Genomic DNA, 19,970 nt, shown 5'->3' on the forward strand with positions numbered 1-19,970 from the left:
AAGAGCTAATGTTTGCTCAATTTTATCAAAATGGAGTCCTTAAAAACCCTAAAACAGTATTTGTTTTACTCATAATTGCGATATTAAGCTTTGGGTACTATTCAAAAGACTTTAGATTAGACGCATCTTCTGAAACACTACTAATAGAAGGTGATCCTGATCTAGCATATCTAAAAGAAGTAACAGAAAGATATGGTTCAAAAGATTTTTTAATTCTCACTTATACCCCTAATGAAGGAATGGTAACAGATAGTTCGATTAATAATCTTTTAAGTTTAAAATATAAAATTCAAAGTCTAAATTGGGTTCATAGTGTCATTACTCTTTTAGATATACCACTTTTAAATAATTCAGATGCACCACTACAAGAGAGGTTAGAAGATTTTAAAACACTTAAAGACGAAGGAGTTGATAGAAATCTTGGTTTTAAAGAAATCTTAAATAGTCCTGTTTTTAGAAACTTTGTAATTAGTGAAAACGGAAATACTAGTGGAATTATTGTAAATATCAAAGAAAACAAAAAATTAGAAAATATTGAAAATTATTCAAAAGAAGAAATTGAAGCGCATAAAGATAAATTAAAGAAACAAAATCATGAAAATATATTAGAGATCAGACAAGTCATTAAAAGTTATGGCGATGTTGGAAAAATTTATCTTGGAGGAATTCCAATGATAGCTGACGATATGATGACTTTCATTAAGAGTGATATTGTAGTTTTTGGTTTAGGAGTTTTGTTATTTATTATTGTAACTTTATGGTTTGTCTTTAGAAAATTAATTTGGGTCATTGTTCCAATTAGTAGTTGCCTATTTTCAGTTGTAATTATGATGGGTTTACTTGGAATACTTGGTTGGAAGGTAACAGTTATTTCTTCGAACTTTATAGCATTAATGCTCATATTAACCATGGCCATGAACATTCATATAAGCACTCGATTTCTTCAATTAAGAAAAGATTATCCTGCTAAAAATAATTTTGAAATTATATCTCTTACAACAAATAAAATGTTTTGGCCTATTTTGTATACAGTCCTTACCACTGTATTTGCTTTTTTATCTTTAATCTTTAGTGGAATTAAACCAATTATTGATTTTGGTTGGATGATGACTTTTGGATTAATCACATCTTTCATTATTACTTTTACTCTTCTTCCCACTCTTTTAAATTTTGCACCAACAAAAAATATAACCCTTAAAAAAGAGCAAGACTCTAAAATAACAACTTTTTTAGGCCATCTTTCTTTAAACAACAAAAATACAATCTTTGGAGTAACTAGTATTGTTATTATTTTAAGTTTCATTGGAATTAGCAAGCTTGAAGTAGAAAACAGCTTCATAAATTATTTTAATAAAAATACAGAAATATATAAAGGGATGAAACTTATAGATGAAGAATTGGGTGGCACTACTCCACTTGAAGTAATTTTAAAATTTCCTACGACTGAAAAAAATGATGTATCAACTGAAGATGATGAGTTTGAAGATTGGGATGATGAAGAAGATGAAAATGATGAAAAATATTGGTTTACTAAAGATAAAATTGATAAAATAGCTTTAGTTCACAATTATTTGGATAACCTACCTCAAGTTGGAAAAGTTATATCTTTTTCTTCAATCATAGATGTTGCAACACAACTAAATAATAACAAACCCCTTGGTACTTTGGAAATGGGAGTTTTATATTCAAAAATTCCCCAAAGCATTAAAACCGAAATTATTGATCCCTATTTATCTATTAAAGATAATGAAGCTAGAATAAATTTAAGAATTATAGACTCTCAAGAAAACTTAAGAAGAAATGATTTAATAAATAAAATTAATTTTGATCTAAAAAATAAAATTGGATTAGACGAAAGTGAATATAAACTAGCTGGAGTTTTAATTTTATTTAATAATTTATTACAAAGCTTGTTTAAATCTCAAATTTTAACTTTGGGATTGGTGATGATTGGAATATTTATAATGTTTATAATTTTATTTAAAAATATTAAATTATCTCTTATTGGTGTTGTTCCTAATTTTATAGCAGCATTTTTTATTTTAGGAATTATTGGTCTTCTTGGTATTCCATTAGACATGATGACAATCACTATTGCGGCAATAACTATTGGGATAGCAGTAGATAACAGTATTCATTATATCTATAGATTTAAAGAAGAGTTTAGTAAAATTAATGATTACAATAAAACTTTAAAAAAATGCCATTCAACGGTTGGGGTTGCAATACTTAATACATCTATAACAATTGTCTTTGGTTTTTCAATTTTAGTTTTATCAAAATTTATTCCAACAATTTATTTTGGAGTATTTACTGGTCTTGCAATGTTACTTGCCATGATATCTGTTTTAACTTTATTACCGTCCTTGATTTTAACTATTAAACCTTTTGGAAAATAATTTTGTGATTGATGTTTTAAAGGATTTTTATGAAGCAATATCTGTCATCGACCTTATATACCTTGTCATAACCATTTTATCTCTTATCACCTGCTATAAAAAAGGATTTGTTTTAAGTATTTTATCAATGGCTAAGTGGTTACTAGCTTATGTGATCACATTAATTTTATTTCCTAGAGTAAAACCTTATTTTAAAAATGTGATTGATAATGAATATGTATTAGATGTAGGCCTTGGAATTATTATTTTTGTGATAGTTATTTTCTTAGTATTAGTGGTTAATAAAGGAATTAGTAAGGCTGTTAACTATACTGGTATTGGGGGATTAGATACAACATTTGGATTCTTTTTTGGTTTTATTAGGGCTTACATAATTGCAGTTTGTATTTTTTCAGGATTTCACATTGTCTACAATCATGATAAATGGCCTATAAATAAAGATCAATCATACGTCTTTCCTTACCTTGAAAAAGGTAGTAATTATCTCATAAAAGAATTTCCTAATGAAAAAACATATCAAGATTCTAAAGAAAAAATTGAAGAACTTTGATCCAAAACTAAAAGAAGAATGTGGCGTATTCGGTGTTAGTAATGCAAAAGATGCTTCTGCACTGACAGCACTTGGTCTGCATGCACTTCAACATCGTGGTCAAGAAGGTTGTGGAATAGTTACTTTCGATGGTGAAAAATATTACTCTGAGAAAAGATTTGGTTTAGTCGGCGATAATTTCAACAAAGAAAAAGTGCTTCAAAAACTTAAAGGAAATCACGCAATTGGACATAATAGATATAGTACAACTGGTGAAAACACTCTAAGAAATATCCAGCCATTTTTTGCTGACACTAATGCAGGTGGTATTGGAGTTGCTCACAACGGAAATTTAACTAATTCAATTTCTTTAAGAAATAAGTTAGTTGAAGAAGGAGCTATTTTTTACACAACATCGGACACTGAAACAATAGTTCAATTAATTGCAAAATCTAAAAGACCTAAAACAATAGACAAAGTTGTTGATGCTATATTTCAAATTCAAGGTGGTTATGCATTAGTTATGTTGACTCAAAACTCTTTAATTGGAGTTAGAGACCCCTATGGAATTAGACCACTAGTAATTGGAAAATTAGGTAACAGTTATGTTCTTGCATCAGAAACATGTGCACTAGATATTATTGGGGCGAAATTTGTAAGGGATGTTGAAAATGGGGAGATAGTTCTAATTGAAAATGATAAACTAGAAAGTATCAAGCCCTTCCCTCCAAAAAAAGTTAGGCCTTGTGTATTTGAATATATATATTTTGCAAGACCAGATAGCATACTTGATAATAAAACGGCTTATGAGCACCGAAAAAATATTGGAGCGGAACTTGCTAAAGAAAATAATGTTGATGCAGATATAGTTGTTCCAGTTCCAGATAGTGGCAATGCTGCGGCTCTTGGATTTGCTCAACATTTAAAGATGAATTATGAACATGGCTTAATAAGAAATCATTATGTAGGAAGAACTTTTATTGAACCTAGTCAAAAAATCAGAAGTCTAGGAGTTAAATTGAAATTGAACGCTAACAAAACCACAATTAAAGATAAAAAAATTATATTAGTAGACGACTCGCTTGTTAGAGGGACTACTTCTCATAAAATTGTTAAAATGTTATATGATGCAGGAGCAAAAGAAGTTCATGTTAAAATTGCATGCCCTGAAATTAGATTTCCTGATTTTTATGGAGTTGATACTCCAACAAAAAAAGAATTGTTAGCTGCCAATAAATCGAATGATGAAATTTGTGAATATATTGGAGCAAAATCATTAAAATTTTTATCTCTCAATGGATTATATAAAGCTATCGGCTTTGAAAATAGAAACGAAACCTATCCTCAACTAACTGATCATTATTTTACAGGAGACTATCCAGTTAAACCTATTGACGAACTTGGAGATAATAAAATTACTCAATTATCTTTATTAAGTACTGCTTCGAATAACTAGTAATGAAAAAAGTAAATTTCACAGAGATGAAGAATGGTACTAAAGAAGATTACCAACTTTTAGATAAATATGAAAAAAGTTTTGAAAGAGAGACTGCTGACAGAATAATAAAATATTTAGCTTCTCAAACAACCACGCTAGAAGGTTATCAAATAACAAGGCTAGAACATTCTTTACAAGCGGCAACTCGAGCTTATAAAAATGGTGAAAGTGAAGAAATGGTCGTAGCGACTTTATTGCATGATATCGGAGATGATTTAGCTCCAATGAACCATTCTCAGTATGCAGCTTCAATACTAAGACCTTATGTATCCGAGAGAACTTATTGGATTATTCAACATCATGGGTTATTTCAAACTTATTACAGTGCTCATCATTTAGGAGGAGATAGAAATGCTAGAGATAAATTTAAAGATCATGAACATTATCAGGCAACTATTAGCTTTTGCGAAAAGTATGATCAATCTTCTTTTGATCCAAATTATAAAAGTATGAGTTTAGATGAGTTTTCCCCAATGGTTAGAAGAATTTTCTCTAAAACTCCATATTATTATCTTTAATTTTTGAAATAAGATACTATCTAAACATCAATGATTAACACCAAAGAACAAATAATTGAATATTTTCAATCTGGGATAAAAAAGACAAAAGATTTTAGGATAGGAATTGAGCATGAGAAATTTCTTTTCAACAATCAAGACAATAAAAGAATTAATTATTCAAAAGTAAAAGATATGTTTGCGGCCCTCTTAGAATTTGGCTGGAATCCTATTTTAGAAAAAGAAAATATAATTGGATTAAATAAAGGGGGAAAAAATATTACTTTAGAACCTGGAAACCAAATAGAATTATCAGGGGAAAAACTTAACCATATTCATGATGCCTGCGCAGAGTCACAAGATTATTTATTTGAGTTAAGACAAGTTACTAAAAAATTAGATATTAATATAGTTAGTGCTGGATTTGATCCAATATCAAAATTAGATGAAATTCCAAATAATCCTAAACAAAGATATGAACTGATGACTAAAGATATGCCTTTAGGAGGTGAGTTGAGTTTAGATATGATGTATCGAACTTGTGGAACTCAATTAAATATTGATTACAATTCTGAGCAAGATTTTATAAAAAAATTTAAAATAGTTAATTCTGTTGTTCCAATTTCAATTGCTTTATTTGCAAACTCTTCAATAGTTGAAAAAAAAAATAGTGGATATTTATCTTATCGATCAAAAGTTTGGCAAAACACTTCGAGAGGCGGTTTACCCAAATTATTTTTTAAAGGATTAAATTTTGAAAAATATGCTGAATTTGTAATGAATTTTCCAATTTTATTCATTCAAAACAAAGATACCTATATTTCTGGGCAAAAATATATTTTTAAAGATTTTATGGACGGTAAAATTAATGAAATATCTAACCGATTACCCACTGAAAATGACTTAACTACTCACTTAAGCACAATCTTTACTGAAAATAGACTAAAAAAATATATTGAGCTTAGATCTATGGATACATGTGGATGGGATTGTTTATGTGCAGGTCCTGCTTTTAATATTGGGATGTTATATGGAAATTTAGATGAAGTTCATGAACTAGTTTCTGGTTGGGATACAGATAAAATTATTAATGCTTATTTTGAAGCTCCTAAGAAAGGTTTTAATACTCAATTAATGGGTAAAGATCTTCTTTATTGGTCATCAACTCTATTAAATTTATCAAAAAAAGGGCTAGAAAAAAGAGAAATACATAACAAGCATGGTAAAGACGAAACAGTATTTTTAAATCACTTGCAAAAAGTGATTGATAATAAAACAACTAACGCAGATCATATGATTAGTAAATTTTCTAATAATGAAGATTTAAGTGAATTATATGATAAGTAAAATTGTTGCTATTCAAGGAAACCACCCCTCAAAATTAAACTCTTTAACAGATACCAGTGTTTTTCTTGCTAATGAAGTTCAAAGCAAAAACTACAAGATATTTTATTATGACCCAAAAAATTTATCAGTAATTAATTCAAAAGTAATTGCCTCAGGATTTTTTATAAAGTTTGATTATAGAAATAAAAAATTTTTTAAAATCTTAAAAGAGCAAAAGCTAGATCTTACAAAATGTAAGTTTATTCTAATTCGTCAAGATCCCCCTTTTAATCTTGAATATATTTCAGCAACTTACATTCTAGATACAATTAAAGATAAAGTTAAAATTTTAAATAACCCTACTTCGATTAGAAACGTATCTGAAAAACTTTATTCTGTAAGATACCAAAAATTTATGCCAAGTACTATTTTTACTCAAAATATAAATGAAATTAAAAACTTTTTTAAGACACATAAAAAAGTAATCATAAAACCTATCCATAGTTACGGTGGAAATGACATTCATCTTTTAAACAGATTTAATTTAAAATTTATTAATAAATTTATCAAAAAACACGATCACGTAATGTGTCAAAAATTTTTACCTAAGATTAGTAAGGGAGATAAAAGAGTTTTTTTAATTAATGGTAAAGTATGTGGTGCAATATCTAGAGTTCCAAAACAAGGTTCTTTTTTAAGTAACATGAGCAAAGGTGCAAAACCAATTAATGTCCAACTAACCAAAACAGAGGATAGAATTTCAAAATTAATTGCAAAAGATCTTAAAAAAGAAAATATTTTTTTTGCTGGAATAGATTTTATAGATCAAAAATTAAATGGTGATATTAATGTTACATCACCTACAGGATTAAAAACATTATACGATTTATCAGAAGTTAATCTTGCAAAAATATTTTGGAAAGAATTAAAAGCATGACAAATTTATCAGACCAACAAAAAGGATCTTTTTTAGCATTTGTTGCGGTAATGTTTATTACACCTGATAGTTTATTTATTAGATTATCAAATGTGGATACATGGGGTTTAGTATTTTATCGTGGAATGATTCCATTTTTTACTGTCTTGATTGGAATGCTAATCGTTTATAAATCCACTTTTTTTAAAATGTTATTTAATAGTGGTTACCATGGTTTAATTTTTATAACTACTTTCTCTATTACTAATATTACTTTTGTAGTCTCTATCCAGAACACTAATGTAGCTAATACTTTGGTCATGATTGCAATGGCACCCATGTTATCTGCAATTTTAGGTGCTATTTTCTTAAAAGAGATACCTGATCAAAAAACTTGGGTTGCAATTGCAGTAACATTTTTAGCTGCGGTTTATATTTTCTACGACTCCCTTCAATTGGGAAATGTTTATGGGGATATCTTAGGTTTTATAACAGGCCTTGGACTTGCAATTAATGCCGTGACTATTAGATCGGCTAAGAAAAAAAACTTACTACCTGCGGCAGTTGTCGGGAAATTGTGTGTTGCAATATTCGCTATGTTTTTTATTGAAACCTACACTTTAGTTGATCGAGATTTATTTATAGTACCATTAATGAGTATTATGTGTGTTGCTATTCCTTTTGTGCTTGTAACGATTGCTCCAAGATTTATTCCTGCTGAAGAGGTGAATTTATTCTTCCTATTAGAGACTATTATTGGTCCATTCTGGGTTTGGATGGTAATTAAAGAACAGCCTAGTATTGAGACTATCCAAGGTGGAATAATCATCATTTTAACAATTGCAATTCACTCATTTCTAAAGCTAAGAAAATCATAATTCTTGAATTACAATTAACTTGATTTGGCCACAAATCAGAAATAGATACCAATTCAAATGGAAAAGGTATTAAAAAATTCATGGGCATTATTTTTAGGTATGGGTGCACTTATGCTTGCTTATGGATTTCAAGGATCGTTGCTTGGTGTAAGAGCTGTAAAAGAAGAATTTAGTTTGACAGCAACAGGTTTCATGATGTCTGGATACTTTGTTGGTTACTTTATTGGTGCTAAAACTATTCCACAAATAATTTCTCGTGTAGGACATATCAGAGTGTTTGCAGCTTTTGCTTCTGTTGCTTCATTAGTAGTTTTAATTCATGCTATATATGTTAGCCCTTTTGCATGGTTTCTATTAAGGGTGCTTACGGGTATTAGTATGGTTTCTATTTATACTGTTGCTGAAAGTTGGTTGAATGATAGAGCAAGTAATAAAAATAGAGGTAGTGTATTGTCTGTCTATATGGTCATCTTATATGGTGCTATGGGGCTTGGAATGTTTTTACTTAACTTTAGTGATCCATTAAACTTTGAACCCTTTATATTAATTTCAGTTATAACTTCAGCTGCACTAATTCCAATATTACTAACAAAAAGAAAAGCTCCAACGTTTAAAAAGATATCAACTATGTCTTTACAGGAAGCATTTATCTCGTCTCCATTTGGGATGGTCAGTGCATTTTTTTATGGAACTATTCAATCTGCATTATTCACGCTGCTTGCAGTATATGCAGCAACAATGAATTTTTCTATTTTTCAAATTTCATTAGTTACATTTATGCTTGCGGTATCAGGTGCAATTTCTCAATGGCCTATTGGAAAATTATCTGACATGTTTGATAGAAGAAAAGTAATTATTATAGTGACTTTTGCATCAGCATTCTTTGCTTTTTGTGCAGTTTTATCATCAAAACAAATGTATTTACCAGGTGAGTTAGCAACCAGTAAATTTTGGTTTTATGTTTTTTTAATTTTATTTTCTTTTTGTAGTCTTCCAATGTTCTCTTTAATTTTAGCACATACCAATGATTTTATCCCTAAAGAAAAATTTGTTGCAGCAGGTGCCAGTTTACAGTTTACATTTGGGATGGGTGCTATGGGTGGGCCTTTTTTATGTTCAATTTTTATGGGTTTCGTTGGACCTAATGGTTTTTTTATTTTCTTAATATTTTTTCATACTTTAATTGGAGTTTATGGACTTTATAGATCAAAAGTTAGACCTGTTGTCGAAAATCCAGATTCTCAATTCGTTGCAATGCCACAATCAATTACACCAGCTGGTATTGAATTAAACCCTTCAACTGAACCTATTGAAGAACCTGTTAAGCCATCTTTAGAACCTATAATTGAAGAAAACAAACCTAATAGTTTTTAGTATTTTAATTATTCTAAAGATTTGATCTGAGAGTAAATTTTATCTTTATTTGTTTGGCCAATGGTTCGTGATAATTCTTTGCTATCTTTATAAACAACAATTGTTGTCCAATAATTAATACCTAAAGATTTTGCAATTTTTTTATCTTTTGTTTGTTCAAAGCTTAAAAATATTACATCTTTGAAATCTTGTTTGGCTTTGTCTAATACTTTTATTTGTTTAGCACAAGTTGTACAGGTCTTGTTCCATGAGTGGATAACAACAGTTTTTCCCTCTAATTGTGATTTTTCAAAAATCTCATTAGTAAAAGTAGTTTCTTTACCTACAGCAACTGAATTAAGGCCAAATATTAAAAGTATTAAGAATAGAAGATTTTTCATAATTAAGGAATTTACACCTAACTAATATTTCTGTAATTAAACAAATTGTCTTTATGACCTTGCTTTAATAACCTAACTTTCTATCAATTTGATTAATAAGTTCCTTGTTTTCTAAAAAAAGTTTGAGATTTTTAAAGAATATCTTTAACACCATTTCAATATAGTTGCCCTGGCTATCAGATGAAATATGTGGTGTAATAATCAAATTTGGCGTATCCCAAAGATTAGAGTCTTTTGGTATGGGTTCGAGAGAAAATACATCTAAAATAGCACCAGCTATTTCATTTTTTTCTAATTTAATTCTTAAAGCCTCATAATCTAACACTGAGTGTCTGCCAATGTTAACAATTCCACAGGTAGATTTAAGACTATCTAATCTAGTCTTATTAATTAATCCTTTTGTTTCTTCTGTTTCAGGAACTGCAAGATATAAAAAATCAGTACTTGGCAATACTTCATCTATTTTATCAAAGGTAATTACTTTTGAGCAACCCTCAACATTGTTTCCTTTTCGATTAATACCAATTACTTCAGCTCCAAGTTTGCTAATATGTTTTATCATTGAGCCACCTAGAGAGCCTGTTCCAACTACCACAACTTTAAAACCTTCTATGGGTTTACTAAGCAAAGTAACAAATTCTTTATTTTTTTGATTAGTAACTATTTTCGTCATTTGGTTTTGAAGCATTAAGATACTCATTAATCCAAACTCACCTGCTTTTTTTGAGTGTACTCCACTACTATTAGTTAAAATTAAATCATCTTTCATCCAATCAAAAGGAGACAAGTGATTGACACCTGCTGAACTAACATGGATCCATTTAAGGTTTGGTGCTATTTCTCTAATATTATTTGTTGGAAATTGCCACCCTAATAAAACATCTGCTTCTTTCATTGAAGAAAGATAACTATCATCATCCCAATCCACTAGATATTCAATTTTATCTTTTATTTCTGGGTATTGACCAAGTCCTTTTTCAAATTCTTCATTAGTAATTGTGCTATGTTTTTCACCTTCTGGGTCACAAGGTAAAAAACCCTCTTTCCAATGGTTATTTCTTATATGAATTTTAACTTTTTTCATTTTCAATGATTATCTTATCTTTAATTTATTTTAATAAAAAATATATTATTATATAAATTAATAAAAAATTATGCCTTCATTTGATGTAATCAGTAAAGTCAACTATCAAGAATTTGATAATGCTCTAGCTAATTGCTTAAGAGAAATTAGTAACCGATATGATTTTAAGGGGCTTAATATATCAATCGAAAGAAAAGACAAAAATATCACTACAATAGCTACAGATGAACTAAAACTTAAGCAAGTGAATGAACTTTTAGAAACTCACCTTATTAGAAGGAAGGTAGATCCACGAGTTTTGGATGTCAAAAACTCCGAGGGTGCATCAGGTGGAACCATTCGACAAGTTAGTGAATTAAAAGAAGGAATAAGCCAAGAAAATGCAAAAAAAATTATTGGAGATATAAAAAAACTTAAACTTAAAATTCAGATTAAAATTCAAGGTGAAGAATTAAGGGTTGATGGAAAAAAAAGAGATGACCTTCAAGATGCTATAGCTGCCATTAAAACGATTGATATTGGTCTACCAATTGAATTTATAAATTTTAGGGATTAATAGAGTTAAATAAAAATTTATCTTTGTGAAGAAATTTTTATCGGCAAACCTTTTGTAACATCAAATCTCTCTTTTTTAGTCACATCTTCAATTTGTTCAGATTTCTTTTTTAAGCACCATTCTTCATATAATCTACAAAAAGTATAAACTGCATTATATCTATCGATCATAATCACTGTATTTAATTCGCTTTTCATCAAATATTTTACGTCATATAATTCTTTAATATTAACTTTGCTTAATATTTCTCTTGAGTCAGGATTGTAATATCCAGATTTATCTTCACAGGGTGTTTCTAATATCTCGTCAATATATTCTTGAAATATTTTTCCTTTTATAAATTTTTCATCAAAATCATCAGAGTTTATTGTTTCATATATCAATATTCTTAATGGTGGTTTATTTAGTTGAAGCCATAACTCTAATAGTTCTAAGTATATTAGTTCATATAGCCTTATTTGAATTGGTTTTCCTCTTACTATTTTTGACCACTCTAAAAATCTTCTTACTTCAATATTTTTTTGAATATTTTTCATTAGTATAAATTTTATCCACCTGATTTAATTTTAGTAAAACCACAATTTTTACATTCCAAGGTTGTAATTCTATCTGTTGGATTAAAGCCATATTCAATATTTATTGTTTTATAGCTATGTAGTCCCAAATAACACAGTAGTTTTATCAACCTCAAAATCATAATTTTGACACTTTAAATTGTTAATTTTTTATATTGATTGTCAGCACATAGCTGGATTAGGCGGGACTCAAACAAATCATACCGCAGAAGATATATAAAAGCAAAAAATTTAATTCAGCTTTTTTTACTTATTAAGTTAAGTGACCTTTTTTTAATTTTTTTTAAAACAAAAAATTTTAAATATTTAAAAATATTAATATTTAAAATGTGATATGTTTTGTTCATGAAAGAGTTTAAAGAGCTAATAAAAAAACATAAAAAAATAGAACTACAAATAAACCATCTAACCAAAAAAAGACTTAATGATAGAGCATTCTCTTCTTGGGAAAAGTTAAGAACCCTTAAAAAAGAAAAATTAAAATTAAAAGAAATAGTCTCTAAATTTAAAAAATAATTGGGTTTTACCAAGTAACAATTAAATGAAAAAACTTCTATCGATCATAGCTCTGGGTTTGTTATTAATCCCAACATTGGCTTTGTCCGGTACATTTAAAGATGAAGAGGGAAAATTTGGTTTGAAAACCAAGAAGAGTGGATTTAAGTTTCATAAAAACTTTATGGATCATAATGATTACAACTTTCAATACATTAAAGATAAAACAAAAGCACGTGCTGGAAAATATTACCAACGATTTGAACTTAAAGATGGTGATTGCTTTAGAGACGATAGTTGGAGTGATTGTGACACTGATCGAGAAAGAGTTGAGTTTTCAACAGAACCAAGACAGGCTCCAAAAGGAAAACAGTGCTATGGATATAGTTTAATGTTATCTAAAGATTTTTTTGATGTAGCTCCAGCTAGCACTACTTTAGGCCAAGTTCATCAAATTGGTGGTCCAACAGGTACAGCATCAGGTGGCCTAGCTTCTTTTCCACCCTTAATTCAAATTGATGCACATAAAGGATATCTGTTTTTTAATTGGCACGAACTTAGCGGTTCAGCAACAGACGTTATTGATAAATCGGTATATACTACATTAAAACCACTAAGAAAAATGAAGGATGTTTGGACGGATATTTCTTTTTGTTTAGATTTTAAAAATAAAAGAATAGATGCTTGGGTAGATGGTATTAAAAAAGTGGAAATATTAAAATCTCCAATTTTTTTTAAACCAGAAGGAATATATTTTAAACATGGTATATATCGCAATTTAATTAGTAAGTATAAAGAGCTCAAAAATAGCAAAATGCGAACTCAAGTTGTTTTTTATGATGAAATAAGAAGAGGAAAATCAATTAAAAAAGTAGACAGAAACATCAATCCTAAGCTTAAGCCTGTTGATTGATTTAAAATGAAAAAACTTTTAGGGATCGTGGTTCTGGGTTTTTTTAGTTACCCTCTCGAATAAGGGTAACTAAATTTTTTTTGATTAACCTTTTTGATTAGCCATCATAGCCTTAATAGCTTTTCTTGCATTAGCATCATCCAATACTGGTTTAACGATAGGAAAAGTGCATGCCCCAGACCAACCCATGATCCATCCTGTTAGTGATTCTTGATTATCTGTATCAACTATAATTACGCCACTTCCATTAGCTGCATCGTGCCAACGACCAATTTGTTTTACATCAGCAGGGTATTCCCCAGCAATTTGTTCATCAGTCATATTTGCAAAAAAAGCTTGGGTCTCTGCTTGCTTGTCTCGATCTAATTGATATGTACACATGAAAATCATTTTATTATCCTTGGTTAAGTTATTATTTTAGTTATCTACTTTTAACCTAACAGCAATTATAGTAGATGGCCACGCCTCAGTCTTATTGAATTTAGATATAGGATTTTATAGGATAACTTGAAACAAACTTGAAACAAAAGAGATAAAACAAGAAATGGGACAGTGTGAATAAAAAAAACGCAAGTAAACTGTGGAAAATGATACAGGAAGCTGGCGATTATTTACGGGATTAGAGGTTCAACCTATCCTACACTCACCTACACTATTCTACAGTACTTATGCGGATATTAAAAAGTTAGCTTGAAATAAATCGCTTAAAAACTCATCAATTTAATTAAAAAACTCGATGCTAAACTCGATTTAAAAGAGATAAATCAAATAGCCATTTTTAAAGCAAATAAACTCAAGGTTCAGGATTTAAACTTAAATAGCTTGATTATCTAAACTCTATTTAATTGTAAGAACAATCTTACCTTTAGTTCGACCCTCTGCTAGTTTTCCAAAAGCTTCTGAGGCCTGTTCCATTGGATACGTACTATCAATGATAGTTTTAATGGTACCCTGACTAATTAATGTTACAAGTTCTGTTAGCATTGCTCCATCAGGTGACATGAAAAACCATTCAAAGTTTACACCGTATTTTTTAGCAAGTTCTTCAGTATCTTGGCCCTTAATAGAAATCAGAGTACCTCCCTTTTTTAAAACCTTGAAAGACTTAGCAAGTACATCACCCCCAATCATATCAAAGACTAAATCATAATCAGACAATTCATCTTCAAATGACTGAGTGGTATAATCAATTATTAGATCAGCTCCCAAACTTTTAACAAGTTCAATATTTTTAGAACTTGTAGTCGTTGCAATTCTTGCCCCAAAATGTTTTGCAATTTGGATGGCGAGTGTTCCAACACCACCTGAACCAGCGTGAATCAACACTTTGTCACCTTGCTTAATATTACCTTTCGTAACTAACGCCTGCCATGCTGTCAAACCCGCTAGTGGGACAGATGCCGCTTCTATATGGCTTAGATTTTCTGGTTTAATGGCAAGTTCATTTTCTTGGATACGAGCGAATTCAGCGATTGAGCCAGCGTCTTCTTGATTGGGACGAGCAAACACCTCATCACCAACTTTGACATTAAGTACATCTTTACCAACCTCGACTACTTTGCCTGAAACATCATAGCCCATAACGTGGGGAAAGCTAAGCTCTAGCATTTCTTTTAGATAACCTGCATGTAAAATATTATCGATCGGATTAATGCTAGCAGCATGCACTTCTACTAGGACAGACTTATCTTGAAGTTTTGGCTTTTCAATATCAATAATTTCAATATTAGCAGTATAATCTTTATAAACGACAGCTTTCATTGTGAATCCTTTTTAATTAAATAACTTTTTAAAATTTATTAAAACGTAAAGAAAGCTATGTAGTATATATTTTATTAAATAACAACCACTCCATCACCTAGACACCTGATTAGAGGTTTGGTAGGGTTTTGAATTATGAAAAAACTTTTAGGGATCGTGGTTCTGGGTTTATCATGATTGAATATAGAAGAAAAGAGAACTTATGAATGTATTTATAATTTTATCAGTGCTTATAATTGTTATTGGAGTTCTCTTATTAGTAACCACTCCATCAGTATTATTTACATTGAATTGGAAAGAAAAAACGGGAAAAGAAAAAATCCTAATGTTTATATTTTATAGTATTTTGGTTTATATAATAAATATCATTTATTGGATTATAAAATGAAAAAACTTTTAGGGATCATGGTTCTGGGTTTGTTGTTGAGTGGGAATGCTTATGCTGAAACGATCAATCAAAGACTTGATGCAATCGAAAAAAGATTAGAAAAGATAGAAGAAAGTCTGAGTGGTATAGAAATGATTAATAATTTATTAAACACAAATATACTTGATAATTCATCAAAATCTAAAAATAGTACAAAAACCAATAAATCTAAACTTGATTTTAAACTAAAACAGTTAAATTGTTTTGATGATACTATAGGGCTTGAGAAAATCTTTATTCGATATCAAATTACAAATAACTATGAAAAAAAAATAAAACTAGTTGATGCAACTTTAATAGCTAATGATCTTTTGGGTGATGTCATATTCAGAGGTAAAATATCCAGAGACGTATATTTAGCTTCTGGAAGAGTTGATAATGTAGAAGGTTCTTATGATGATTTAATGATGGATAAATGTAGAAGAATTAAATCTGTCGAGTTTCCAGATATCAAATATGTTCTGGATGTATCAAAAATAGCTTTTGAAGATAATACGGTTATTGAATTTTAATGTTTGGTTTATTTAAAGATAAAAAGAAAGAATTATCAAAAGAGATTTTTGGTGCATTTAAACCAAAGATACATGTTGCAACTAAATTAGGTAAATGGAAGACCGGTTTAAGTTTTGGTGATGCCTTCATAAGTGATGATTACCTTCTGGGTTTTTTAAACACCTACATATCTTTTACTTGCAGAGAATTTGGTTATACAGGACAAGATGCGGGGCTCATTATGTTGGATGTATATGGGCTTCTAGACAAGACATATAGTGATACTGAAAAACAACAACAATTTCTATTAACAACCCAAAAAGCAAAAATGAAAGGGAGCAAAGATTTGATACTTGGAGAAGATAATGCATTGATGTTCTTTCTAGTTTTTACTAGCAATAACGACGCCCATAATTTTTCTAAAGATCCAGTTTACAAAGAAGCAAACAAATATTTTGAAACTGGTGAATTTAAGAAAAAAGGTGAATTAGCAAAAAAATTATTACCAAAAGATTTATCTACTGGAGCATTGTCAGACGCACCATCAAATATAATTGTTGCTTATAGAATATTTGAGAACACATTTGAAAAAAGACTAAACAAAGTTTTTAAAATTAAATGAAAAACTATCTAACACCACTAGCAATACTTTTAGGGGCTATAATAATTTCTATTACAACTTATATTGCTTTAACTAAACCAAAAAAAGATTTACTAAATAAAAGAATGGAAATTTGTATTGAAGAATTTTTGGCACAATTTGGAAGCAAAAGTATAATTGAAATGTCAGAAATAACACTTGATGATGGAACTAGAGGCGATCAATTTATAAAACAACAATGTAGGTTTAAAATTTACAAATAATTCTATATGTTTAAGACAATTTCAAACTTAATAAAAAGAAATAAAAATGCAAAATCACGCTCATTAGAAGCTAAAAAATTAGCAAAGCTAATCATTAAAAAAAATAATTTAATAATAAAAACATTTTCAAATCTTACAGATAATAATTCATCTAGAACTAAAGAATATTTAAAATCTTTAATAATGAAAGAATTAAAAACTGATCAGATATTCGCTAATGTTTTTTCAGGTGATCTTTGTTTTGTTTTAGATGAAATTCCAGACCTAACTTATGAAATAAGTTATACAAACGGTTTTAACTTTGGTTGTTCAAGCAGTGGGGGAGTTCTTAACGGTTTTTCTTTTGAATATTTCCATAAAATAGAAAGATTTTCTCTTTACTTAAAAACTAAAAAAGATCATTTAAAAGGAGAAGAGACAACAGATCTTGCAGAAGATGTTTATTGGTCTCTCCTTGGTGCTAATTATATAACTAGAGGCCAGTTTGAAATGCATTATTCAAAAAAATAATTACAACAAGCCACGCCCCAGGCTTATTGAATATTGTTATAGGATTTTATAGGATAACTCGATTTAAACTCGATTTAAAAGAGATAAAACAGGAAATGGGATAGTGTGAACAAAGAAAACGCAAGTAAACTGTGGAAAATGATACAGGAAGCTGGCGATTATTTACTGGGGCAGCTGCCCGAGCATCCAAATCATCCCAAAGGAAGAAATCCCTACGCTCATGTTGCAATTTGTGTAAAAGATCATTTCGACGCAAGCTACAAAGATATTCCTGATGAAAAATTTGATAAAGTTGTAAAGTATATTGAATTTTTAAAACAAAACCCTAGTTAGAGTTTTTTAAAATTTCTAACAATTGATCGACATCACTATCTTGAGTATTCCAAGCAGTAACTAATCTTGTTGATTTTCCATCCAACTCATCTTCATTCATTTTATAACCTTCTGAATTTAAATGCTCGATCATGTTTCTTGGAAACTTTGCAAAAACTTCATTAGCTTCTGTTGGGTATGAAAGTTTAATATCTGAATGATTAGACAATCCTTCACTTAATTTTTTTCCCATTTTATTTGCATGTTTTGCATTTCTCAACCAAACATCATCTGAAATATAGGCGTCTAATTGAGCTGAAACAAAACGCATTTTAGATAATAAGTGCCCTGCTCTTTTCATTAAAAATGCAATATTACCAACTAAGTCTTTCTTAAAGAAAATTATTGCTTCTGCTGCTAGACAGCCATTTTTGGTTGCTCCAAATGACAATACATCAATACCTGCTTTCCAAGTCATCTCAGCAGGCGTTACATCAAGAGAAACTAAAGCATTAGCAAATCTTGCTCCATCCATATGCATATTAAGATTATGTTTATGAGCAACGTCTGAAATTTTTTTAATTTCATCTATTTGATATACTTCTCCAGTTTCACAAACTTGGGTAATGCTCACAGATGAAGGTTGGGTGTGATGCACTATTCCTTTGCCTCCAATAGATTGGTCTAATTCATCAGCTGTAATTTTTCCATCAATACCTTGTAAGGCAATTAGTTTTCCTCCTCCCGTATAAAATTCGGGGGCACCACATTCATCTGTATTTATATGGGATAATTTATGACAATAAATATTTCCAAATGATGGCGTCATGGTTGATAGTGCCAATGCATTAGCAGCAGTTCCTGAGGCAGTTGGAAAAACAATTACCTCTTTTTCAAATATTTCTGAAAACTTCTCCTGTAATTCAGTTGAGATTTCATCATTACCATAAGGAGTGCTGTCTCCATCATTGGCTTTTAAAACTGCATCCAAAACTTCAGGACAAGCACCAGCAACATTGTCTGAAGCGAATTTAACTCGCTCCCTTTTTGTTTTAATTTTAGCCATATTATTGTTTTGGAAAATAATCTTTTAGATTGCCTTCTCTATATACATCTGCTGTACAACAATGAAGTCCTCCACCAAATGCATAAGCATCTCTTAATTCTACCGGCAAAACTTCCATGCCTAATTTATCTAATTGCTCTTGCTGATAAACTTCACTTTTTTCAACACATACTGTTTTTGGATCCAAAACTAATACATTCATCGATAACCAAGTTGATGAATAACATAAAGGGGGTGGTTCATTATGAGCAGGTTGTGCGCTATCAACAATTTCCCATCCATTATCCTCAAATAGTTTTATCTGTTCTTTTGGTAATCTTCTTTGAGGGTTATTAATAATTAAACCTTCTTTAATTGGAGTAAATGTTGCATCAATATGGATTGGATAAGGGTCGCCTGGAAAATTAACAGCATGAACTCTATGATCTTTATAATGTCTTTTTAACCAATCAATTCCTTTTAAATTTGTAGTGAAACCATGTTGAACAACTAAATCTTTTCCAAATCTAAGCACATCCGCAGCATCAAATAATGGTTCTTCTTCTGTGGTTACAAAAAATTTATCTTCCGTCCACTCTAATCTTTTTTGAATTCCTATTTTATCTGACAAATAATCTTTTCTATAATCCTTATCTGTTAACCTAGGTTTTGGAGCAGACTCATGTCTCATATTTGGGTCTTGATTATAATATTCTTGAAGCAAAGGTCGGTAACAAAGATACTCAAACCATCTACAACGATAACTCATTGTGGCTTCTAAAATTTCATTTCCAACAGTAAGCAAAACATCCCTTGGTGGCATACAGCCAAACATCGTTTCTGCTTCCCAATCAGGCGTTGAAGTTTTTTGATTAAAATCAATTGGAGTAGGACGATCTACTTTAACTCCTCTTTTAATAAGCATATTAGAAAAATCATCTAAGAGTTGATTGGCTTTATCTACTGTATCTTTAGTCCGTGGACCAAATTGACCTCTCATATCACTATCTTCAGGAACTTTAGCATCAAGTGCTGGCTCTGGAGCTGGTATGCAAGTTCCATCAGCTCTACCAACAATTACATGTTTTAATGGATCCCACTCATTCCAACTATTAACAATAGTTTTGTTATCACTCATA

The 19,970-nt window shown here is 29.9% G+C and carries 23 protein-coding genes; 16 read left to right on the forward strand and 7 right to left on the reverse strand.

What is annotated here, in order from left to right; all coding sequences use genetic code 11:
* Positions 1–8 precede the first annotated feature (8 nt).
* From ACIJYF_RS05070 to ACIJYF_RS05105, 8 genes are read left to right on the forward strand one after another with little or no spacing between them, the layout of a single operon-like run.
* Positions 9–2,399 carry an efflux RND transporter permease subunit gene (locus tag ACIJYF_RS05070; protein ID WP_435115699.1) on the forward strand — a complete coding sequence of 797 codons (2,391 nt, stop codon included), beginning with the start codon at positions 9–11 and terminating at the stop codon, positions 2,397–2,399.
* Positions 2,389–2,949 carry a CvpA family protein gene (locus ACIJYF_RS05075; protein ID WP_435115701.1) on the forward strand — a complete coding sequence of 187 codons (561 nt, stop codon included), beginning with the start codon at positions 2,389–2,391 and terminating at the stop codon, positions 2,947–2,949. The genes ACIJYF_RS05070 and ACIJYF_RS05075 overlap by 11 nt, the downstream gene beginning before the upstream one ends.
* Entirely contained in the window at positions 2,903–4,384 is a 1,482-nt protein-coding gene (gene purF / locus ACIJYF_RS05080; protein WP_435115703.1) for an amidophosphoribosyltransferase, read from the forward strand. Before ACIJYF_RS05075 ends, purF begins: the two co-directional genes overlap by 47 nt.
* 2 nt (positions 4,385–4,386) lie before the next feature.
* Positions 4,387–4,944 (forward strand): HD domain-containing protein, encoded by a 558-nt coding sequence (locus tag ACIJYF_RS05085; protein ID WP_435115705.1) that lies wholly within the window; start codon positions 4,387–4,389, stop codon positions 4,942–4,944.
* 30 nt (positions 4,945–4,974) lie between these two features.
* On the forward strand, positions 4,975–6,270 hold the full coding sequence (locus ACIJYF_RS05090) for a glutamate--cysteine ligase (protein WP_435115707.1): 1,296 nt from the start codon (positions 4,975–4,977) through the stop codon (positions 6,268–6,270).
* Positions 6,260–7,186 carry a glutathione synthase gene (gene gshB / locus ACIJYF_RS05095; protein ID WP_435115709.1) on the forward strand — a complete coding sequence of 309 codons (927 nt, stop codon included), beginning with the start codon at positions 6,260–6,262 and terminating at the stop codon, positions 7,184–7,186. The genes ACIJYF_RS05090 and gshB overlap by 11 nt, the downstream gene beginning before the upstream one ends.
* A complete protein-coding gene (locus ACIJYF_RS05100; protein WP_435115711.1) occupies positions 7,183–8,043 on the forward strand; it encodes a DMT family transporter in 861 nt (286 codons plus the stop codon). Before gshB ends, ACIJYF_RS05100 begins: the two co-directional genes overlap by 4 nt.
* 57 nt (positions 8,044–8,100) lie before the next feature.
* A complete protein-coding gene (locus tag ACIJYF_RS05105; protein ID WP_435115713.1) occupies positions 8,101–9,417 on the forward strand; it encodes an MFS transporter in 1,317 nt (438 codons plus the stop codon).
* Between the two features lie 8 nt (positions 9,418–9,425).
* Here ACIJYF_RS05105 and ACIJYF_RS05110 read toward each other — a convergent pair whose 3' ends face one another.
* Positions 9,426–9,797 (reverse strand): TlpA family protein disulfide reductase, encoded by a 372-nt coding sequence (locus tag ACIJYF_RS05110; protein ID WP_435115715.1) that lies wholly within the window; start codon positions 9,795–9,797, stop codon positions 9,426–9,428.
* 64 nt (positions 9,798–9,861) lie between these two features.
* Complete coding sequence (locus ACIJYF_RS05115) at positions 9,862–10,881, reverse strand: D-2-hydroxyacid dehydrogenase (protein ID WP_435115717.1); 1,020 nt, start codon at positions 10,879–10,881, stop codon at positions 9,862–9,864.
* Positions 10,882–10,951: 70 nt separating this feature from the next.
* Here ACIJYF_RS05115 and ACIJYF_RS05120 point away from each other — a divergent pair, with 70 nt between their 5' ends.
* Complete coding sequence (locus tag ACIJYF_RS05120) at positions 10,952–11,437, forward strand: YajQ family cyclic di-GMP-binding protein (protein ID WP_435115719.1); 486 nt, start codon at positions 10,952–10,954, stop codon at positions 11,435–11,437.
* A 17-nt stretch (positions 11,438–11,454) separates the two neighbouring features.
* Here the strand turns inward: ACIJYF_RS05120 and ACIJYF_RS05125 are convergent, their stop codons facing one another.
* Positions 11,455–11,973 carry a hypothetical protein gene (locus tag ACIJYF_RS05125; RefSeq protein WP_435115721.1) on the reverse strand — a complete coding sequence of 173 codons (519 nt, stop codon included), beginning with the start codon at positions 11,971–11,973 and terminating at the stop codon, positions 11,455–11,457.
* A gap of 384 nt (positions 11,974–12,357) precedes the next feature.
* On the opposite strand from ACIJYF_RS05125, the gene ACIJYF_RS05130 reads away from it, so the two are divergent.
* Positions 12,358–12,528, forward strand: a complete 171-nt coding sequence (locus ACIJYF_RS05130; RefSeq protein WP_435115723.1) for a hypothetical protein — start codon at positions 12,358–12,360, stop codon at positions 12,526–12,528.
* 25 nt (positions 12,529–12,553) lie between these two features.
* Positions 12,554–13,420: a heparin lyase I family protein gene (locus tag ACIJYF_RS05135; RefSeq protein WP_435115725.1), complete on the forward strand. Its 867-nt coding sequence runs from the start codon at positions 12,554–12,556 to the stop codon at positions 13,418–13,420.
* Positions 13,421–13,504: 84 nt separating this feature from the next.
* Here the strand turns inward: ACIJYF_RS05135 and ACIJYF_RS05140 are convergent, their stop codons facing one another.
* Both ACIJYF_RS05140 and ACIJYF_RS05145 read right to left on the reverse strand, forming a co-directional pair.
* Entirely contained in the window at positions 13,505–13,801 is a 297-nt protein-coding gene (locus tag ACIJYF_RS05140) for a DUF3303 domain-containing protein (RefSeq protein WP_435115727.1), read from the reverse strand.
* A 456-nt stretch (positions 13,802–14,257) separates the two neighbouring features.
* Positions 14,258–15,181: an NADP-dependent oxidoreductase gene (locus tag ACIJYF_RS05145; RefSeq protein ID WP_435115728.1), complete on the reverse strand. Its 924-nt coding sequence runs from the start codon at positions 15,179–15,181 to the stop codon at positions 14,258–14,260.
* Between the two features lie 384 nt (positions 15,182–15,565).
* Between ACIJYF_RS05145 and ACIJYF_RS05150 the strand changes: the two genes are divergently transcribed.
* The 5 genes from ACIJYF_RS05150 (at position 15,566) to ACIJYF_RS05170 (ending at position 17,807) form a co-directional block, all read left to right on the forward strand.
* Complete coding sequence (locus ACIJYF_RS05150) at positions 15,566–16,120, forward strand: hypothetical protein (RefSeq protein ID WP_435115730.1); 555 nt, start codon at positions 15,566–15,568, stop codon at positions 16,118–16,120.
* Positions 16,120–16,722: a hypothetical protein gene (locus tag ACIJYF_RS05155; protein WP_435115732.1), complete on the forward strand. Its 603-nt coding sequence runs from the start codon at positions 16,120–16,122 to the stop codon at positions 16,720–16,722. The genes ACIJYF_RS05150 and ACIJYF_RS05155 overlap by 1 nt, the downstream gene beginning before the upstream one ends.
* Complete coding sequence (locus ACIJYF_RS05160; RefSeq protein WP_435115734.1) at positions 16,719–16,964, forward strand: hypothetical protein; 246 nt, start codon at positions 16,719–16,721, stop codon at positions 16,962–16,964. Before ACIJYF_RS05155 ends, ACIJYF_RS05160 begins: the two co-directional genes overlap by 4 nt.
* 6 nt (positions 16,965–16,970) lie before the next feature.
* Positions 16,971–17,474 carry a hypothetical protein gene (locus tag ACIJYF_RS05165; RefSeq protein ID WP_435115736.1) on the forward strand — a complete coding sequence of 168 codons (504 nt, stop codon included), beginning with the start codon at positions 16,971–16,973 and terminating at the stop codon, positions 17,472–17,474.
* Between the two features lie 105 nt (positions 17,475–17,579).
* Positions 17,580–17,807, forward strand: a complete 228-nt coding sequence (locus ACIJYF_RS05170; RefSeq protein ID WP_435115738.1) for a hypothetical protein — start codon at positions 17,580–17,582, stop codon at positions 17,805–17,807.
* Here the strand turns inward: ACIJYF_RS05170 and ACIJYF_RS05175 are convergent.
* Together ACIJYF_RS05175 and ACIJYF_RS05180 are read right to left on the reverse strand one after the other, a co-directional pair.
* A complete protein-coding gene (locus tag ACIJYF_RS05175) occupies positions 17,800–18,852 on the reverse strand; it encodes a threonine aldolase family protein (protein ID WP_435115740.1) in 1,053 nt (350 codons plus the stop codon). The genes ACIJYF_RS05170 and ACIJYF_RS05175 overlap by 8 nt on opposite strands.
* Before the next feature lies 1 nt (position 18,853).
* The gene (locus ACIJYF_RS05180; RefSeq protein ID WP_435115742.1) at positions 18,854–19,969 is read right to left on the reverse strand and encodes a serine/threonine protein kinase; all 1,116 of its coding nucleotides are present in this window, start codon (positions 19,967–19,969) and stop codon (positions 18,854–18,856) included.
* Between the last annotated feature and the right edge of the window lies 1 nt (position 19,970).

Source organism: Candidatus Pelagibacter bacterium nBUS_49, from assembly GCF_051200925.1.
In the GTDB taxonomy this organism is placed as follows: Bacteria; Pseudomonadota; Alphaproteobacteria; order Pelagibacterales; family Pelagibacteraceae; genus Pelagibacter.

Coding starts and splice junctions, on each gene's coding strand:
- ACIJYF_RS05070 (WP_435115699.1), top strand. CDS start 9: ATGTTTGCTCAATTTTATCAAAATGGAGTCCTTAAAAACCCTAAAACA.
- purF (WP_435115703.1), top strand. CDS start 2,903: ATGAAAAAACATATCAAGATTCTAAAGAAAAAATTGAAGAACTTTGAT.
- ACIJYF_RS05085 (WP_435115705.1), top strand. CDS start 4,387: ATGAAAAAAGTAAATTTCACAGAGATGAAGAATGGTACTAAAGAAGAT.
- ACIJYF_RS05090 (WP_435115707.1), top strand. CDS start 4,975: ATGATTAACACCAAAGAACAAATAATTGAATATTTTCAATCTGGGATA.
- gshB (WP_435115709.1), top strand. CDS start 6,260: ATGATAAGTAAAATTGTTGCTATTCAAGGAAACCACCCCTCAAAATTA.
- ACIJYF_RS05100 (WP_435115711.1), top strand. CDS start 7,183: ATGACAAATTTATCAGACCAACAAAAAGGATCTTTTTTAGCATTTGTT.
- ACIJYF_RS05105 (WP_435115713.1), top strand. CDS start 8,101: ATGGAAAAGGTATTAAAAAATTCATGGGCATTATTTTTAGGTATGGGT.
- ACIJYF_RS05110 (WP_435115715.1), bottom strand. CDS start 9,797: ATGAAAAATCTTCTATTCTTAATACTTTTAATATTTGGCCTTAATTCA.
- ACIJYF_RS05115 (WP_435115717.1), bottom strand. CDS start 10,881: ATGAAAAAAGTTAAAATTCATATAAGAAATAACCATTGGAAAGAGGGT.
- ACIJYF_RS05120 (WP_435115719.1), top strand. CDS start 10,952: ATGCCTTCATTTGATGTAATCAGTAAAGTCAACTATCAAGAATTTGAT.
- ACIJYF_RS05125 (WP_435115721.1), bottom strand. CDS start 11,973: ATGAAAAATATTCAAAAAAATATTGAAGTAAGAAGATTTTTAGAGTGG.
- ACIJYF_RS05130 (WP_435115723.1), top strand. CDS start 12,358: ATGAAAGAGTTTAAAGAGCTAATAAAAAAACATAAAAAAATAGAACTA.
- ACIJYF_RS05135 (WP_435115725.1), top strand. CDS start 12,554: ATGAAAAAACTTCTATCGATCATAGCTCTGGGTTTGTTATTAATCCCA.
- ACIJYF_RS05140 (WP_435115727.1), bottom strand. CDS start 13,801: ATGTGTACATATCAATTAGATCGAGACAAGCAAGCAGAGACCCAAGCT.
- ACIJYF_RS05145 (WP_435115728.1), bottom strand. CDS start 15,181: ATGAAAGCTGTCGTTTATAAAGATTATACTGCTAATATTGAAATTATT.
- ACIJYF_RS05150 (WP_435115730.1), top strand. CDS start 15,566: ATGAAAAAACTTTTAGGGATCATGGTTCTGGGTTTGTTGTTGAGTGGG.
- ACIJYF_RS05155 (WP_435115732.1), top strand. CDS start 16,120: ATGTTTGGTTTATTTAAAGATAAAAAGAAAGAATTATCAAAAGAGATT.
- ACIJYF_RS05160 (WP_435115734.1), top strand. CDS start 16,719: ATGAAAAACTATCTAACACCACTAGCAATACTTTTAGGGGCTATAATA.
- ACIJYF_RS05165 (WP_435115736.1), top strand. CDS start 16,971: ATGTTTAAGACAATTTCAAACTTAATAAAAAGAAATAAAAATGCAAAA.
- ACIJYF_RS05175 (WP_435115740.1), bottom strand. CDS start 18,852: ATGGCTAAAATTAAAACAAAAAGGGAGCGAGTTAAATTCGCTTCAGAC.
- ACIJYF_RS05180 (WP_435115742.1), bottom strand. CDS start 19,969: ATGAGTGATAACAAAACTATTGTTAATAGTTGGAATGAGTGGGATCCA.